Origin of the sequence: Bacillus sp. PAMC28748 (genome assembly GCF_014250415.1) — a bacterium.
Classification (GTDB): Bacteria; Bacillota; Bacilli; order Bacillales; family Bacillaceae; genus Bacillus; species Bacillus licheniformis.
On sequence record NZ_CP060192.1, the window covers coordinates 4,169,818 to 4,185,899 of the forward strand.

Consider the following 16,082-nt stretch of genomic DNA (forward strand, 5'->3'; position numbering starts at 1 on the left):
ATTTTATGTCATTCCACATCATGATTTATTCAAAATAAGTATAACACATTATTTTTAATTAGCCATACCATTTGTTGCTTTCACAGCAAATTTACGCACTTTTGTGAAATCGTGAACAAAAGACTAAAAAAAATCGGCCCTAAAGCATATATTTCAAATACACCTTTGGTGCTACAATTTGCAACAGCGCTAAATTTTCACCGACAGAAGGCAGTGTCTTCAAGGAAGGACAACCATGAAACTGATCAAAAACGCATCTTTTATCATTTCTTTTTTGGCTGAGGCCGGCATTTATTTTTTATTAGGTACAGTCGCTGCTTCTGCGGCAAACGAAGATTATCCGGAACAGATGATCAGGCTGGAAAGCTCATCAGGCTTAAATATTACGCCCGCCGGGAATCAAGACAACGCACCGCTAACAGCAAAACAGACGAGCGGAGAAAAAGAAGAAAGATGGAGGCTTGATACGTCTGACGGCAAACAATTCAAAATCAGAAATATGGATAGCGGCAAAATTATCATCCCTGCCCATTACGCACTGTCAGACAATAATCCGGCTGTGGTCTACTATGACAATTCACGGAAGGAAGAGTTGTGGAATATCATCGGGGCCGACAAAGACGGAAACGGAGATTTTATCACGTATAAAATCGTCAGTGCACAAAACAGCAGCCTTGCACTGACACTGGACGGCAGCGGAGTGAAGCTTGCCAAATATACGGGCAGCTCCGTCCAAAAGTGGAAGCTTCCAAGCGACGGGCTCGAAGGTTTCGCAGGCTATGCAAGGGAAACGAACGGCAAGCAGAAAACAGGCACAACCGGCGGCCTGCTTGGAAAAGTCGTCTATGTCAATAATCTGGGCGAACTGAAGGCCAATATTGAAGATTCAACGCCGCGCACGATTGTCGTCTCCAGCAATATCGGCGCTTCAGCCAAAACGGTATTAACGGTGGGCGCCAATAAAACAATCATCGGCTCGTATGAAAAACATAAGCTGAATAACATTTACTTTAAAACAAAAGCGGACTCTGGCAACGTTATTTTCAAAAATCTGGTCATTGCACATGATGCATCCATAAATGAAAACAATGACATCCCTGTTTACATTACCGATTCGAGAAACTACTGGATTGACCACGTCACATTCCAAGGCCACAGCTATACGGCAAACGGCCACGATCTCGACAAGCTCTTATACGTCGGCGCTAAAGCCGATTACGTCACACTGTCGCACAGCACATTCACAGACCACAGGTACGGCCTGATTCTCGGCTGGCCTCAAGATGACAAGCAATACCACAGTATATATAATGGCTATCCGCGGATGACAATCAGCCACAATCGCTTTGAGAATCTCTATGTCAGGGCGCCCGGGTTGATGCGTTACGGCTATTATCACGTGAAAAGCAATTATATCAACAATTACCACCTTGGCTTCACGATTACGACATTGGCGAAAATATATTCTGAAGCCAATTACTTCGGCACGGGCAATGAGAAAGGCATACTGGATGATTACGGAGACGGCGCGTTTAAAGATGTCGGGTCATATCCGGCGATAAAGGGGCAGAAATCGCCTGAGACAAGCTGGACACCTTCATCCAACTACAGCTATCGGACGATGAAGGCCGGCAATGCCAAAGCTTTTGCCAAACGGTACGCAGGTGCGCAGCGCACCGCTCTGTACTATGCGAATTACAGCCAGTTTAAAAAAGACTAATCAAAAAAGTGAGCGCGACATTGCGCTCACTTTTCAATATTTGACCATGTATCAAGCAGCTGATGAAGCTGCGCTTCTGTATCTTTCAGACTGCCGCTGTTATCGATCACCGCGTCTGCCCTTTTCTTTTTTTCGTCAAGAGATTGCTGGGCGTGAATTCTGTTCAGCGCCTCGTCTTTATTAAGCCGGTTTCTTTTCATCAGCCGCTCAAGCTGAAGCTCCATCGGAACCCAGACAACGATCACTTTATCTGTCAAATGTTCGAGCCCGCTTTCATATAAAAGCGGAATATCGAGAACAACAAACCGTTCACCGGCCCGGATGGCTTCGTCGCGCTGCTTGATCATCATTTTTCTCACTTCGGGATGGACGATTGCATTTAACTGCAGCCTTTTTTCTTCATTAGCAAAAACAATTTCTCCAAGTTTTCTCCGGTCGATATCGCCTGTTTCAAGCAGCACGCCTTCACCAAATGTCTCAGCGATTTTCTGATAAGCGGGCATCCCCTGTTCAACGGCCTCTTTCGCGATCACGTCCGCATCGACGACCGTGATGCCGCACTGCTGGAACATTTGCGCGACAGTGCTTTTGCCGCTGGCAATCCCCCCGGTTAACCCGATGACCAATGTCAAAGGCCTGCACCTCCTTCTTACAGTTTCCAGATGCCGATCATAATCAGCAATATACCGGGAAGAAAGGTCAGTTTATCCATCCAGTTCCATTTCGATAAAAATCGGCCTGCCTGTATTCCGCAAAATACGAACAATGAGCTCATGATGCCTACCGTAATGCTCATCGGTACAGGGGAAAAGCCCAGCGCGGCCGCGCCGATCCCTGCGCCGAACGCGTCAATAGAGAGGGCGAAACCGAGAAGGAAAGCTTCTATACCGGTAATGATTCCTGATTTATCAATGTCGGCGCTTGTCGGTTTTCTTAATATGTGTATCACGATTCCGAGCGATTTCAATTCAAGGTTAATGAGCGTTTTTTCAGAGAAGACGAGATCCTGTTCTTTCTCCGGCCTGAAAAACTGATACAGCACCCATGCGCCGATCCCCATTAAGATGACGGCTCCGAGCCTTTCTGTTACGACAACGGGCAGGAATTTCGCCAAAAGGGTTCCGATCATCATGGCAATATACATCACGGCACCAGAGCAAAAAGCAATAATCAAAATCGCTTTAAATGGGATTTTCATCTTTCGCAATCCGTAAGTAAATCCGACTGAAAAACTGTCCAAGCTGACGGCAAATGCCAGCAGCAAGAAAGATGCAAACATCATATCAGGCTCTTCCTTTCTGTTGATGCGAGCAGTGTAAGTCATGCAGCCTAAAGGCAGCTTTCTAGGCTTCTTATATATATGAAAGAAGAAAACCATCCGTGTGTTGTTCACCCGAAAAAGAAACATCACACTTTAAAGCTTGCTTTTAACAGCTATATGGAGCGTATGCACCGACAGCTTGAACCATGATACGGCTTGCTTTTGTCCTTCTATGCGATTGTCATTTTTTCTGGCACTTTATGCAAAAATGCGTGCCCCTTCCGCCAACGACTGTTTTTTCAATTGGAGATCCGCATTTTTTACAAGGTTCGTCTTTCCTGCCGTAAACGAAAAGTTTGAGCTGGAACATGCCGATCTCACCTTGTGAATTGATGTAAGATCTGACTGTGCTTCCCCCTGCTTCAACAGCTTCCTTTAACGTTTGAATGATCTCTTTATGGAGAAGAACCGTCTGTTTTTTTGTGAGCTTGTTCGCTGTTGCCTCGGGATGGATACCGGCTCTGAACAAAGCCTCGTCGACATAAATATTGCCCAGTCCGACGACTGTCCGCTGATCGAGCAGCGCGGTTTTCACCGAGCGGTTTGTTTTCTTCAGGCGCTCTCTTAAGTAATCGGCTGTAAATTCGCTGCTGAAGGGCTCGGGGCCGAGCTGCCTGAGAGGCAGCTCTGTCAGTTCCTCTCCCGGCTTAAACAAATGCATGGTGCCGAACTTTCTGACATCCCGGTAGCGCAGCTCGCTTCCGTCCGTGAACCTGAAAATGACGTGCACATGTTTATCAAGGGGTTCATCGTTTTGATGAAGCCCGTACTTTCCTTCCATTCTCAAATGGGAAACCATGACACAGTCATCAAGATGAAACAACAGGAATTTTCCCCTTCTTCCGATCGACTGAATCGTCTGGCCGGCCAGGAGTCTTGCGAATTCCTCAGGCTCCTCCGGACGTTTTATGATTTTTGTCCATCTGACATCAACCGCATCGATCGTTTTCCCTCTTACAAGCCCGGCAAGAGTGCGCCGGACCGTTTCGACTTCTGGTAATTCCGGCACATCATCACTTCCTTTTCTCTATTTTGCATCGTACCATGAAGGCCCTGAAGCGCAGTCCACTTTCAGTGGAACATCGAGCTCCAATGCATGTTCCATGACTTCCGGAACCAGTTTTTCAAGCACTTTGATTTCATCTTCAGGCGCTTCAAAAATCAATTCGTCATGAACCTGCAGCAGCAGTTTGGCCTGGAGATTTTTTTCTTTCAGCTTGTCCGCCATGTCGATCATCGCTTTTTTAATAATATCTGCGGCGCTTCCCTGGATCGGTGTGTTCATCGCCGTCCGTTCGGCAAAGCTGCGCAGATTGAAATTCCGGCTCGTCAATTCCGGTATATACCGCCTCCGGCTTAAAAGAGTCGTTACATAGCCTCGCTGCTTCGCTTCCTGAACGGTCTCTTCCATGTATTCTTTGACTCCCTGGAAGCTGTGGAAATAGCGTTCAATAAACGCTGCCGCTTCCTTTCTTGTAATTCCCAGGTTTTGCGACAAGCCGTAGTCGCTGATTCCGTAGACGATTCCGAAATTGACTGCTTTCGCCTGCCTTCTCATCGCAGGGGTGACTTCTTCTTCTGATACATGAAAAACGTCCATCGCCGTTTTTGTGTGAATGTCCATATCGTTCGTGAACGCTTCAATCAAATTTTTATCCTTTGAAATGTGGGCGAGAACCCTCAGCTCGATCTGTGAGTAATCCGCCGCAAATATGAGCCAGCCTTTTTGCGAAGGGACAAACGCCTGCCGGATTTTGCGGCCCTCCTCAAGGCGGATCGGTATATTTTGCAGATTCGGATCGGTTGAGCTGAGCCTTCCCGTCTGTGTTAAAGCTTGATTAAAGCGGGTATGCACTTTATGGCTGTCTTTTTTGATCACTTTCAAAAGCCCTTCTACGTATGTGGACTGGAGCTTGCCAATCTGCCTGTAGTGCAGGATATCTTCGATAATGACATGTTTATCGCGCAGCTTTTCAAGCACATCGGCTGAAGTTGAATAGCCCGTTTTTGTTTTTTTGACGACAGGCAGCCCGAGTTTTTCAAACAAAATCACACCGAGCTGCTTTGGTGAATTAATGTTGAAGGTTTCACCTGCTGACTCGTGGATTTTTTTCTCGTATTCCGCTAATTTAGCGGACAGTTCTTCACCCATTTTTTTCAGTCTGTCGACATCGACTTGGACACCGATCGATTCCATCTCACCGAGAATGTGGGCGAGGGGCATTTCGAGCGCTTCAAACAGTTCGAGCTGCTCGTTTTCTTCCAGTTCATCAAGGAGCTTTTCGCGCAGCAGCGATATCGCCTTCGCCTTTCTGGCTAAATGGTCGGCAAGCTCCTTCTCATCCGGAACCGCCTGTTTCGCTCCTTTTCCGTAGACCGCTTCATCTGCTGAAACGATGTGTAATTGATGTTCTTTCGCAACGCTTGCCACATCATCGTAGGAGTGCCCCGGGTTGATGATATAGGCCGCAAGAAGAACGTCAAACTCAGCGCCTTTCAGTTCAATGCCCCGCCAGCGCAAAGCGACCGCCGCACGTTTTGCATCAAACACCCATTTCTTTTTCGACTCATCTTCGGCCCATTCTTTAAAACGGTCCGACTGAACGGCCGTCTCTTCCGGAATGAAGAAAGCGCCGTGTTCGTTGACGATCGAAAAACCGAGGATCGGCGCCTCGTGATAATTGTCGCCGAGCTGTTCGACTACGAGTGAAGCCGGTGACGCAAACAAGTCATCCGTGATGTCTGTTTTGATCATGACATCGATCTCTTCCAACTGTTCTTCTTCTTTCTCTCCCGCCTCTTCGCCAATCCTTTCGAGCAAAGAATGAAAGCCGAGATCTTTAAAAATCTTGACGACCGCTTCCCTGTCAAAACCTTCATATCCGAGGGAATCGAGGCTGACTTCAAGCGGCGCTTCTGTCGTAATCGTCGCAAGCTCTTTGCTCATCAAAGCCTGTTCTTTAAATTCTTCAAGCTTTTCTTTCAGTTTTTTTCCGCTGACTTCGTCTATTGACGACAGCAGCTCCTCTACTGTATGGAACTGTTTCAAAAGCTTGATCGCCGTCTTTTCGCCGACTCCCGGCACGCCTGGAATATTGTCTGACGAGTCTCCCATCAGCCCTTTCATATCAATGATCTGTTCAGGGGTAAGTCCGTACTTTTCCCGGACATGTTCAGGCGTATAGTATTCGACATCTGTAATGCCCTTTTTTGTGATGGCGACCGTCGTTCCTTCTGTAGCCAGCTGTGTCAGGTCCTTGTCGCCGGAAAAAATCTTCACTTCAAATCCGTCTTTTTCCGCTGATTTGGCAAGGGTGCCGATAATATCATCGGCCTCGTAGTTTTCAAGCTCATACCTTGAGATTTTATATGCGTCGAGCAGCTCGCGGATAAACGGCAATTGCTCTGACAGCTCCGGCGGCGTTTTTTGTCTGCCGCCTTTATATTCTTTAAACGTTTTATGTCTGAATGTCGTTTTCCCCGCATCAAAAGCGACGAGCATGTGGGTCGGTTTTTCCTCTTCAAGCATCTTCATTAAGATCGTGGTAAAACCGTACACCGCGTTTGTATGTATCCCTTTTTCATTGCTGAGAAGAGGCAGGGCGAAAAACGCACGGTAAGCCAGGCTGTTTCCGTCAACCAATACTAATTTTTTTCTTTCAGTCATCTTTATCCTCCTAAGGAGCCGATTCGTCAGCTTCCATTCAACTTCGTGATCATATTTGCTTATTTTATTTTAGCAAAGTTCATTTTGAAAGGAAAATGAGAGTGATTTCGCAGAAAAATAAAAAAAGGGACGCGCTGTTGATCGCGTCCGTCCATATGGCTCCTTGGATGAAGGGGTTCACTAATGATCCTATCAGCCAAGTTTTAACCATATATATAAAAGTTGTTAAGCCTTTGTAAAGTTTGCTAAATGAAGCTACTCGGATGCGCGTTTTAAGCGGACCGTGAATTCGGTGCCTTTTCCCCGCTCGCTTTCGACGTCGATTTCGCCTTGGTGGGCTTCGACTAAATGCTTGACGATCGCAAGACCGAGACCGGTTCCTCCTGAATTTCTGCTCCTGTCTTTATCGATCCTGTAGAACCGTTCAAATATCCTCGGGATTTCGGACTGCTTGATCCCGATGCCCGTATCCCTCACTTTGACTTGCACTGCATCTTCCAGAACATCAGCCGAAATCGTCACGCTTCCATCTTCAGGCGTATATGTGAGCGCATTGTTCACCAAATTCAAAAAGATCTGCTTTAGTCTGTGCGGGTCTCCGGAAGCAACGGCCGGCTTATCCGGCTTTTCCAGTGTCAAGGTGATTCCTTTTTCCTCCGCTTTATTCTTCAAAAGCATCTCAATTTCGGCGAGGATTTCACCGATATTGCAATTTTGAATATTCAGGGTGAAGTTTTGCTGTTCGATTTTCGACAGATCCAACAGGTCCTGGATCAAGGTTTGCAGACGGCTGCTCTCTTTTAAGATGATCGATAGAAACTGCAACAGCGTCTCCCGTTCGTTCATCGCTCCGTCCAGAAGCGTTTCGGTGAACCCTTTGATTGATGTAATCGGCGTTTTCAGCTCATGGGAGACATTGGCGACAAAGTCCTTCCTCATTTCTTCAAGCTGCTTTCTTTCCGTCATGTCATGGAAAACGAGAACGATGCCTTTCCACTCATCATTGATGCCGATAATCGGAACCCCGTCGACTTCAAAATACCTTCTTTCAATTTTGATCGGCAGTTTAAACATTTTGCGGACCTTTGTTTCCGTCATAAAAATTTCTTCAATGAGATTAATGATCTCTTCGTGTTCGAGCACTTCGTGATAGAAATGGTAAAGAAGCTGATCGGCTTCTACGTGAAATTGCTTTTGATAAGCGCGGTTCACAAGGTGAATATAACCCTTTCCGTCGATTAAGATCAGACCGGAATCGATATTTTCGATGACGGTTTGCAGACGGTCGCGCTGCATTTCCTGGGCTCTTGTCATGTCCTGCAGGTTCTGCGCCAGCATATTGATGGACTGGCTCAGCATCGTTTCATCTTCGTTGAATGTTCTTGCTTTATAGTTTCCTTTGGCAAGCTCAATCGCCACTTGTGTCGCAGACTCAATCGGATTCGTATATTGAGAGGTTATTCTCGCCCCAAGCCCGGCGATGATTAAAAAGGCCGTTCCAAGGCTCACGCCGAGGAGAATCCAGATCTTTTGATTGATGTCTTGCAATGAATCGACAGGAGTGCTGATCAGAATATATCCATTCACATTCCCGTCATCTTTGAGCGGCTGCACGTAACGGTAAACGGACTCGTCATCAGGGTTGATCCTGAAGCCTCCTCCTTCACCGTTTAAATCCGACTCAAGCGCTTCCTTGATAACGGATTGCTCTTCGGCGCGGCCCCCAAAATGAAAAAGAACCTGACCTTTTGTATCAATAAGCGATACACGACTGTCCAGTTCACGGCTTGCCTTCTCTAAAATAGCTCCTTGCTCCGAAGACTTCATGTTTTCACCATTTGCCAATGAAGCGACCAAAGCGGCCTCTTTTTCAATATGGCTGCTCAGTTTGGCATCGTAAGAGGAGTGAAACAAGTGAACGAGCAGAAAACCGAGTGAAGCAAATACGAGAATCAAAAGCGTCAGCAGGGCAGCTAAAAGCCGGGTCCGGAATTTAATCATTCAGTTTCGGCTCCTCCATTTTGTAGCCAAGACCTCTGATTGTTTTAATGTATTCCGGTTTTTTTGTATTTTTTTCGATCTTATCGCGAAGGTGGCTGATGTGGACATCGACGATGCGCGTATCGCCCGCGAAGTCGTAGTTCCAGACAGCGTTGAGGAGAAGGTCTCTCGTCAGCACCCTCCCTTTATGCCTTCCCAAATATAAGAGAAGTTCGAATTCCTTCGGCGTCAGCTCGAGGCGTTCGTTTTGAAAATAAACCTCATAATGTTCAGGCAGTATTTTCAGTTCGCCTATGATCAGCTCGCCTGCATCCGGTTCTTCCGTCTCCTCCGGCTGAACGGACAGCGTCTGTGTTCTTCTTAAAATCGCTTTGACCCTTGCCGTCACCTCTCTCGGGCTGAACGGCTTTGTCATATAGTCATCGGCACCCAGCTCGAGACCGAGCACTTTATCAAATTCATCATCCTTTGCGGTCAGCATCAAAATCGGATACATCAGCTTCTTCTGTCTGAGTTCCTTGCATACTTCAATGCCGTCCATTTTAGGAAGCATCAGATCGAGCACGATCAGATCCGGCTTCTCTTCAATCGCCTTTAATAAGCCGGCCTCTCCGTCCATGGCGGTCACCACATGATAGCCCGACCGTTCAAGGTTATATTTTAGAAGGGTAACAATCGATTCCTCATCATCTACAACTAATATCTTTTTGCTCATGACATGCCTCCAGGCTTCAGATTTCCCCGACATCTCTTTCTCTATCTTTTGTTAAATAAACGTTTTCACTCCTATTTTAACGAAAGCCTATCCGTTCGACAATTTGATTTTTCAGTGTTTTGCTTAAAATCTCTCTTTTTCGGCCATAAGCCGCTGTTTTAAGTGATGGAATCCCCATGCAGCCAGCGGCCTCCATCAAAAAGAATGAAAATGTCCGGGCAGATGATTATGATTAGGTATATGCTGACAGCCCGTGTTTATGTCTTGTTTCATACCGTCTTATGTAAAAGGTTCGCATTCAAAAACAGGAAGGCTTGTATAAAGCCTTCCTGCCGTGTTTATTATGATAATACTTTCATGACGTTTTTGACTGATTCAACGGATTTATCGAGCTGACTTTTTTCGGTTTCAGTCAGTTCAAGTTCAATGATCTGTTCAAGACCGTTTCCGCCGATAATCGTCGGAACGCCGAGATAAATGCCTTCATAGCCGTATTCGCCTTCAAGGTAGGCAATGGTCGGCAGCACGCGGCGCTGGTCTTTTAAGATTGCTTCAACCATTTCTGTCAGGGAAGCGGCCGGCGCATAGTACGCGCTTCCGTTTCCTAACAGGTTGACAATTTCTCCCCCGCCTTTTCTCGTTCTTTCAACAATCGCATCGATCCGGTCTTTCGGAAGAAGCGTTTCAAGCGGAATGCCGCCTGCATAAGAGTAGCGAACGAGCGGAACCATATCGTCCCCGTGTCCGCCCAGTACAAAACCTGTAATGTCTTTGACGGAAAGGTTGAGCTCCTGAGCGACAAACGTTCTGAATCTTGCCGTATCCAAAATTCCCGACTGGCCGATGACCCGCTCTTTCGGGAAGCCCGATTCTTTATAGACGGCGTATGTCATCGCATCTACAGGGTTTGTCAGAACGATGATGATACAATCAGGTGAGTATTTAACAACTTCCTTCGTTACGCTCCTCATGATCTTTTCATTTGTAGCCACGAGGTCGTCCCGGCTCATTCCCGGCTTTCTTGCGATCCCCGCCGTGATGACGACGATATCTGAACCAGCCGTATCTTCATAGTTTGCCGTTCCTGTAATATTCGCGTCAAATCCTTGGACAGGGCTCGCTTCCAGCATATCGAGCGCTTTCCCTTTTGTAGGGTTTTCGAGCTGCGGAATGTCGACTAGCACGACATCAGCCAATTCTTTTTGAGCCGTTAAAAACGCAGTTGTTGCACCTGTAAAACCCGCTCCGATGACAGATACTTTATTTCGCTTCTTTCCCATTTTTTCTACCCCTTTTAATTGTTGTTTGTTTTACCCCAAAACAGCCGTTTAAGACATGTTTTTGATAAGCTCATCACCGAATTCAGAGCATTTGACTTCAGTCGCGCCGTCCATCAAACGAGCGAAATCGTATGTGACGACTTTGGATGCGATTGTTTTCTCCATTGATTTAATGACAAGGTCGGCCGCCTCATTCCAGCCCAAATGCTCAAGAAGCAGCACGCCGGATAGGATGACTGAAGACGGGTTTACTTTGTCGAGGCCGGCGTATTTAGGCGCTGTACCATGTGTCGCCTCAAAGATGGCATGTCCTGTCTCATAGTTGATGTTTGCTCCAGGTGCGATGCCGATTCCGCCGACTTGGGCAGCCAGCGCATCTGAAATGTAGTCCCCGTTCAGGTTCATTGTCGCCACAACGTCAAACTCGGCAGGACGTGTCAGAATCTGCTGCAGGAAGATGTCGGCGATGCTGTCTTTGATGATGATTTTGCCGGCAGCTTCAGCTTCGCTTTGCGCTTTGTTTGCAGCGTCTTTGCCGTCTTTTTCAGCGATGCGGTCGTATTCGGCCCAAGTGAATACTTTATCGCCGAATTCTTTTTCAGCCACTTCATAGCCCCAGTTTTTAAAGGCGCCTTCCGTGAATTTCATGATGTTTCCTTTATGGACGAGCGTCACAGATTTGCGGTCGTGCTCGATCGCATACTCGATCGCAGCTCTGACAAGCCTTGATGTTCCTTCTTCAGAAACCGGCTTGATGCCGATGCCTGATGTTTCAGGGAAGCGGATTTTGTTAACGCCAAGCTCGTTTTTCAGGAATGAAATCAGCTTTTGCACTTCTTCAGAGCCTTTCGCGTACTCGATGCCGGCGTAGATATCTTCAGTATTCTCACGGAAGATGACCATGTCCGTATCTTCAGGGCGCTTAACCGGTGAAGGAACGCCTGTGAAATAGCGGACAGGACGCAGGCATGTAAACAAGTCAAGCTCTTGTCTGAGCGCTACGTTTAATGAGCGGATTCCCCCGCCTACAGGAGTTGTTAAAGGACCTTTAATCGCGATCAGGTATTCGCGGATCGTATCAAGCGTTTCTTCCGGAAGCCATTCGCCGGTTTTGTTGTACGCTTTTTCCCCGGCGTAGACTTCTTTCCAAGTGATTTTCTTTTCGCCGTTATACGCTTTCTCCACAGCCGCTTCAAGAACCCTGGAAGCCGCTCTCCAAATATCAGGACCTGTTCCGTCCCCTTCAATAAACGGGATGACCGGGTTGTTTGGAACGTTTAATACTCCGCCGGAGACTGTAATTTTTTCGCCTTGTGCCACAATAAAACCTCCCATAATATGTAATTCTTCAATATAGAAAAACATTTGTTTCCCCCGTTTGGCGGGGGACAAACATGTTTTTTCATAGATTCATTAATTCATTGCTTCCATAGAAAAGCCGTTGAGAGGCCGGCCGAACGAAGCTCGAGCAGCCTCTTTTCAAACGGTCAGCTTCTTTCTTCAATCGGAATGAACGTCTGCATGTCAGGGCCGGTGTAGTCAGCCCGCGGACGAATCAGGCGGTTATTTTCATACTGTTCAAGAATGTGAGCGAGCCAGCCTGATACCCTGCTGATCGCAAAAATCGGCGTAAACAGATCATGGTCGATTCCTAAGCTATGATAAACCGACGCAGAATAAAAGTCTACGTTTGGCGGCAGCTTTTTCTGAGACGTGACGATTTCCTCAGTCCGCTCTGAAATCTCATACCATTTGCTTTCACCCGTTAAATTCGTCAAACGCCTGCTCATTTCCTTCAAATGTTTTGCGCGGGGATCGCCCTGGCGGTATACGCGGTGGCCGAACCCCATGATCTTTTCTTTCTTTTCAAGCTTGGCGTGAATATATGAATCTACGTTTTCAACCTCGCCAATCTCTGAAAGCATTTTCATAACTGCTTCGTTTGCTCCGCCGTGAAGCGGACCTTTCAAGGCTCCGATTGCGGCCGTTATCCCTGAGTAAACGTCTGAAAGCGTCGCGACGCATACTCTGGCTGTGAACGTAGATGCGTTCAGCTCATGATCCGCATGAAGGATCAAAGCTTTGTCAAACGCTTCCACTTCGACAGGTGAAGGTTCTTTTCCATTCAGCATGTAGAGAAAGTTGGCTGCAAAGCCGAGTTCCGGATTCGGCTCAATCGGCTCAAGCCCTTTGCGGATTCTTGAAAAAGCAGCGACAAGCGCAGGCATCTTCGCTTGGAGACGCACCGCTTTTCTGTAGTTTGCTTCCGCATCCATTTGATCTGCTTCTTCGTCAAACAGCCCGAGTAAAGAAACGGCTGTCCGAAGAGCTGCCATCGGGTGGACTTTTCCATTCGGGTAGGATTTGAAATGGTCAATGACTTCTTTGGGGATACCGGCATTTTCAGAAAGCTGTTTTTTAAGCTCGGCAAGCTCCTCTTTGTTCGGCAGCTTTAAATGCCAAAGCAGATAAACAACTTCTTCAAAGCTAGCTTTTTCTGTCAAATCATCGATGTTATACCCTACATATGTAAGAGTATCATCAATAATTGAACTTACTGATGATGTAGTGGCGACTACCCCTTCAAGGCCGCGTGTTGCTGTCATACTCATCTCTCCCTTTTTTTAAAAATTTCCCCTTTTAAAATTAAACCAAAACCCAGGAGCAAAAACAACGCATGATGTATACATCTTCTTTAATCCAAAAAGAAAATGCTTACATTAAATCGTTTTTCAAATAAAACAATCGTGCGTTTCTATATACCGTTCGATACTCCGATATGCTTAATAAAGATTAAGCATATTTATATTATAAACAATTATCAGACATTTGTTAAATGTTTAACTATAGTTTTTTTTTCTTATTTTTTGGCCCAGCTTACTTCTATTTACAGATTCTTAGTAGTTTTAACTGTATTATTTATATTCAATTATGTTTTTTTAAAAAAATACGGGGCCGAAATTTTTTTAGTAGCGAAAGTTTTTTTCAAACTAAAAAACCCCCTGAAACAGGGGGACCGCGCACATTTCTAAGATGTGAAATGCTGGACGGCCTGCATGACAAGATAGGCAATCCCGGCACCGATCAGCGGGCCGACGGCAACGCCTTTGAATAAAGCGACCGCTAAAATCGTTCCAAATACAAGAGCGGTCGTGATATGCGGGTCTTCTGCAAGCAATGTGATCCCGTTTTTGGCGATCAATGCTACGAGAATGCCCGCTCCGAGTGCAATCCATGCGTAATATGACTTCATCGCTTCGCCAAGCTGTTTAAAGCCGATCTCTCCTGTTGCGATCGGCACAAGAACCGCAATTGTAATAACGGTAACGCCCCAGTTGATCCCTTTGGATTGGATGGCTGGAAACAGCTTTTGATCGAGGCCGATCAGCTTGATCAAAAGCAGGACGGATACAGCGATGATCAACGACTGATTTTTCGCGATTAAAGCGATGGCCAAAAGCAGGATCAAAAATAAATTAGCTTGAGTAAACATGCTGTATTCAACTCCATTTTTTTATGACCTTTCTCATAATAACAGGACTCAAGAATAAAATGAAATAAGGACATGCTTTCTAATATCAGGAGGATGCAGAATTGAACCAATCCTATCTCACAGCTGCGCTTCGGGCAGTGTATGTGCTGTTTTTGACCGCTGTTTGCGGAGCGGTCGGCTACTACTCTTTTCCGTTAACCTATCCTTTTGTGATTGCGCTTATTCTCGCCATCATGATCAATCCTTTTGTGGAATGGCTCGATAAGCTGACCGGGTTCCCGAGAGGCGTCAATGTCGGAATCGTTCTGTTCGGCTTTTTGACCGCCGGAGCCGGCTTTTTGACACTGGTCGTTGCCGAGATCGTCTCTGGAACGGCCTATTTGGCTAAAATACTTCCCCTCCAGTTTAATAAAGCCGCTCTTTATATCGAATCGTTTTTTACGAATCAAATCATGCCGCTGTATAATGAGCTGGCCGCTTTTTTTGACGGCCTTGAAGCCGCCCAGCAGGAATCGATCATTACACAGGTCCAAAATTTGGGCAGTGAACTTGCTTCAGGCACGGCTTTATTGCTTTCAAAAATTCTTGAGACGGTGCCCCTTTTTTTCGCCTTTCTGCCGAATATGGCGGCCGTGCTGATCTTTTCGCTCCTGGCCACTTTTTTTATCAGCAAAGATCTGCATAAAATACAAAACAAGGCACGGTCTGTTCTTCCTGATCGTCTGATCTCGGGTGCAGCGGCTGTCTATGCAGAATTGAAAAGAGCACTGGCAGGCTTTGTGAAGGCCCAGCTTACCCTTGTGGCGATGACGATGGTGCTCGTGTTGATCGGGCTTTCCGTGTTGAAGGTCAATCATGCTGTGGCGATCGCTTTTCTGATCGGGCTGGTCGACCTGCTGCCGTATTTGGGAACAGGGTCTGTATTTGTGCCGTGGATTGTCTATTTAGCAGCGGCCAAACAGCTGCCGCTGGCGATCGGCCTTGGAATTCTGTACATCGTCGTACTTGTCTTCAGGCAGCTTGCCGAACCGAAGATTTTAAGCCGGTCAATCGGACTTCACCCTTTGGGAACATTAATCGCGCTGTTTGCCGGTTTCAAATTGTTTGGCTTTCTCGGATTGATCATGGGCCCCGCCCTTCTCGTTCTTATTCAGGCTCTCTTTACAACAGGTATTTTTAGAGACATATGGCTGTTTATTAAAGGAAATGAAAAATAAGCGGCAGCCTGCTTTTCCATGCGGGCTGCCGCTTATCTCGGGTTATTTGATAATGTTGATCCGCCTGCCTTCAGACATTCTCTTCAGCTTGCGGGAGATAAATGGTTTGAAACGGCCGCGCGTTGCCGGCAGCAGCAGCAGTAAACCGATGATATCCGATAAAAAACCGGGCAGCAAAAGCAGCATGCCCCCTATGAACATACAAAGCCCGTCCAAAATCGCGGCCCCAGGCATCTTTCCGTACTGAAGATCGCGCTGGACTTTGTAGTAGACTTCGATTCCTTGTTTTTTGGCGAGAGCGGCCCCGAGAAAGCCCGTCAAAATGATCAGCAAAACGGTCGGCAGCACACCGATCCAATTAGCGGACAAGAGGAACAGACCGATTTCACTCGCTGGAAAAATGACGAGAAATAATAAGAAAAACTTCATTTTTTTCACCTCATAATTCTAAATTGGAAGCGAACGGCCGCCCTATTTTGCTTGTGCCGCCTGCAAAAAAAGAAGGGAAAGCTTCCCTTCTTCCAGCGTGTTGTCAAACTCTCGCATTCGTTGTCAGGCCTGCGCGTCGGTGCTCACGAATTCCAACATTCGCTCCGCTCCGATGCTCGGCCTTCCTAGACTGCAAGGGTTTTCAATCACGCTGAATTGAAGGATGACAAAATCCTAAA

Annotated in this window: 13 protein-coding genes; 2 read left to right on the top strand and 11 right to left on the bottom strand. The window is 46.6% G+C overall.

The genetic code is table 11. From position 1 onward, the window contains the following. Nucleotides 1–499: 499 nt before the first annotated feature. On the top strand, nt 500–1,720 hold the full coding sequence (locus H7F26_RS21560) for a pectate lyase family protein (protein ID WP_229107162.1): 1,221 nt from the start codon (nt 500–502) through the stop codon (nt 1,718–1,720). Between the two features lie 26 nt (nt 1,721–1,746). Here the strand turns inward: H7F26_RS21560 and coaE are convergent, their stop codons facing one another. The 10 genes from coaE to H7F26_RS21610 all read right to left on the bottom strand — a co-directional run bounded on the left by coaE (nt 1,747) and on the right by H7F26_RS21610 (nt 14,197). Further along, nucleotides 1,747–2,352: a dephospho-CoA kinase gene (gene coaE, locus H7F26_RS21565; protein ID WP_003184302.1), complete on the bottom strand. Its 606-nt coding sequence runs from the start codon at nt 2,350–2,352 to the stop codon at nt 1,747–1,749. A 17-nt stretch (nt 2,353–2,369) separates the two neighbouring features. Then, nucleotides 2,370–3,002: a sporulation membrane protein YtaF gene (ytaF, locus tag H7F26_RS21570; protein WP_025807578.1), complete on the bottom strand. Its 633-nt coding sequence runs from the start codon at nt 3,000–3,002 to the stop codon at nt 2,370–2,372. Between the two features lie 220 nt (nt 3,003–3,222). Further along, nucleotides 3,223–4,050, bottom strand: coding sequence for a DNA-formamidopyrimidine glycosylase (mutM, locus tag H7F26_RS21575; RefSeq protein WP_009329360.1), 828 nt, complete (start codon nt 4,048–4,050; stop codon nt 3,223–3,225). 18 nt (nt 4,051–4,068) lie between these two features. Then, nucleotides 4,069–6,708: a DNA polymerase I gene (gene polA / locus H7F26_RS21580; protein ID WP_185855204.1), complete on the bottom strand. Its 2,640-nt coding sequence runs from the start codon at nt 6,706–6,708 to the stop codon at nt 4,069–4,071. Nucleotides 6,709–6,963: 255 nt separating this feature from the next. Then, nucleotides 6,964–8,709 (bottom strand): two-component system histidine kinase PnpS, encoded by a 1,746-nt coding sequence (gene pnpS, locus H7F26_RS21585; RefSeq protein WP_003184312.1) that lies wholly within the window; start codon nt 8,707–8,709, stop codon nt 6,964–6,966. Next, nucleotides 8,702–9,424, bottom strand: a complete 723-nt coding sequence (locus tag H7F26_RS21590; RefSeq protein ID WP_009329363.1) for a response regulator transcription factor — start codon at nt 9,422–9,424, stop codon at nt 8,702–8,704. Before H7F26_RS21590 ends, pnpS begins: the two co-directional genes overlap by 8 nt. A 341-nt stretch (nt 9,425–9,765) precedes the next feature. Beyond that, nucleotides 9,766–10,704 (bottom strand): malate dehydrogenase, encoded by a 939-nt coding sequence (gene mdh / locus H7F26_RS21595; RefSeq protein ID WP_003184317.1) that lies wholly within the window; start codon nt 10,702–10,704, stop codon nt 9,766–9,768. Nucleotides 10,705–10,752: 48 nt separating this feature from the next. Further along, nucleotides 10,753–12,024 (bottom strand): NADP-dependent isocitrate dehydrogenase, encoded by a 1,272-nt coding sequence (gene icd, locus H7F26_RS21600; RefSeq protein WP_025807573.1) that lies wholly within the window; start codon nt 12,022–12,024, stop codon nt 10,753–10,755. Nucleotides 12,025–12,191: 167 nt separating this feature from the next. After that, entirely contained in the window at nt 12,192–13,310 is a 1,119-nt protein-coding gene (gene citZ, locus H7F26_RS21605) for a citrate synthase (RefSeq protein ID WP_003184320.1), read from the bottom strand. Between the two features lie 422 nt (nt 13,311–13,732). Continuing rightward, a complete protein-coding gene (locus H7F26_RS21610; RefSeq protein WP_003184322.1) occupies nt 13,733–14,197 on the bottom strand; it encodes a DUF441 domain-containing protein in 465 nt (154 codons plus the stop codon). A 101-nt stretch (nt 14,198–14,298) separates the two neighbouring features. On the opposite strand from H7F26_RS21610, the gene ytvI reads away from it, so the two are divergent. After that, the gene (gene ytvI / locus H7F26_RS21615) at nt 14,299–15,414 is read left to right on the top strand and encodes a sporulation integral membrane protein YtvI (RefSeq protein ID WP_003184324.1); all 1,116 of its coding nucleotides are present in this window, start codon (nt 14,299–14,301) and stop codon (nt 15,412–15,414) included. A gap of 42 nt (nt 15,415–15,456) precedes the next feature. On the opposite strand, the gene H7F26_RS21620 is transcribed toward ytvI, so the two are convergent. Next, nucleotides 15,457–15,843: an FxsA family protein gene (locus H7F26_RS21620; protein ID WP_003184327.1), complete on the bottom strand. Its 387-nt coding sequence runs from the start codon at nt 15,841–15,843 to the stop codon at nt 15,457–15,459. Nucleotides 15,844–16,082 lie beyond the last annotated feature (239 nt).

Bases quoted from the DNA above. Each gene is read 5' to 3' on its own strand.
- H7F26_RS21560 (WP_229107162.1), top strand. From the start codon at position 500: ATGGATAGCGGCAAAATTATCATCCCTGCCCATTACGCACTGTCAGAC.
- H7F26_RS21590 (WP_009329363.1), bottom strand. From the start codon at position 9,424: ATGAGCAAAAAGATATTAGTTGTAGATGATGAGGAATCGATTGTTACC.
- pnpS (WP_003184312.1), bottom strand. From the start codon at position 8,709: ATGATTAAATTCCGGACCCGGCTTTTAGCTGCCCTGCTGACGCTTTTG.
- mdh (WP_003184317.1), bottom strand. From the start codon at position 10,704: ATGGGAAAGAAGCGAAATAAAGTATCTGTCATCGGAGCGGGTTTTACA.
- polA (WP_185855204.1), bottom strand. From the start codon at position 6,708: ATGACTGAAAGAAAAAAATTAGTATTGGTTGACGGAAACAGCCTGGCT.
- H7F26_RS21610 (WP_003184322.1), bottom strand. From the start codon at position 14,197: ATGTTTACTCAAGCTAATTTATTTTTGATCCTGCTTTTGGCCATCGCT.
- citZ (WP_003184320.1), bottom strand. From the start codon at position 13,310: ATGACAGCAACACGCGGCCTTGAAGGGGTAGTCGCCACTACATCATCA.
- H7F26_RS21620 (WP_003184327.1), bottom strand. From the start codon at position 15,843: ATGAAGTTTTTCTTATTATTTCTCGTCATTTTTCCAGCGAGTGAAATC.
- ytaF (WP_025807578.1), bottom strand. From the start codon at position 3,002: ATGATGTTTGCATCTTTCTTGCTGCTGGCATTTGCCGTCAGCTTGGAC.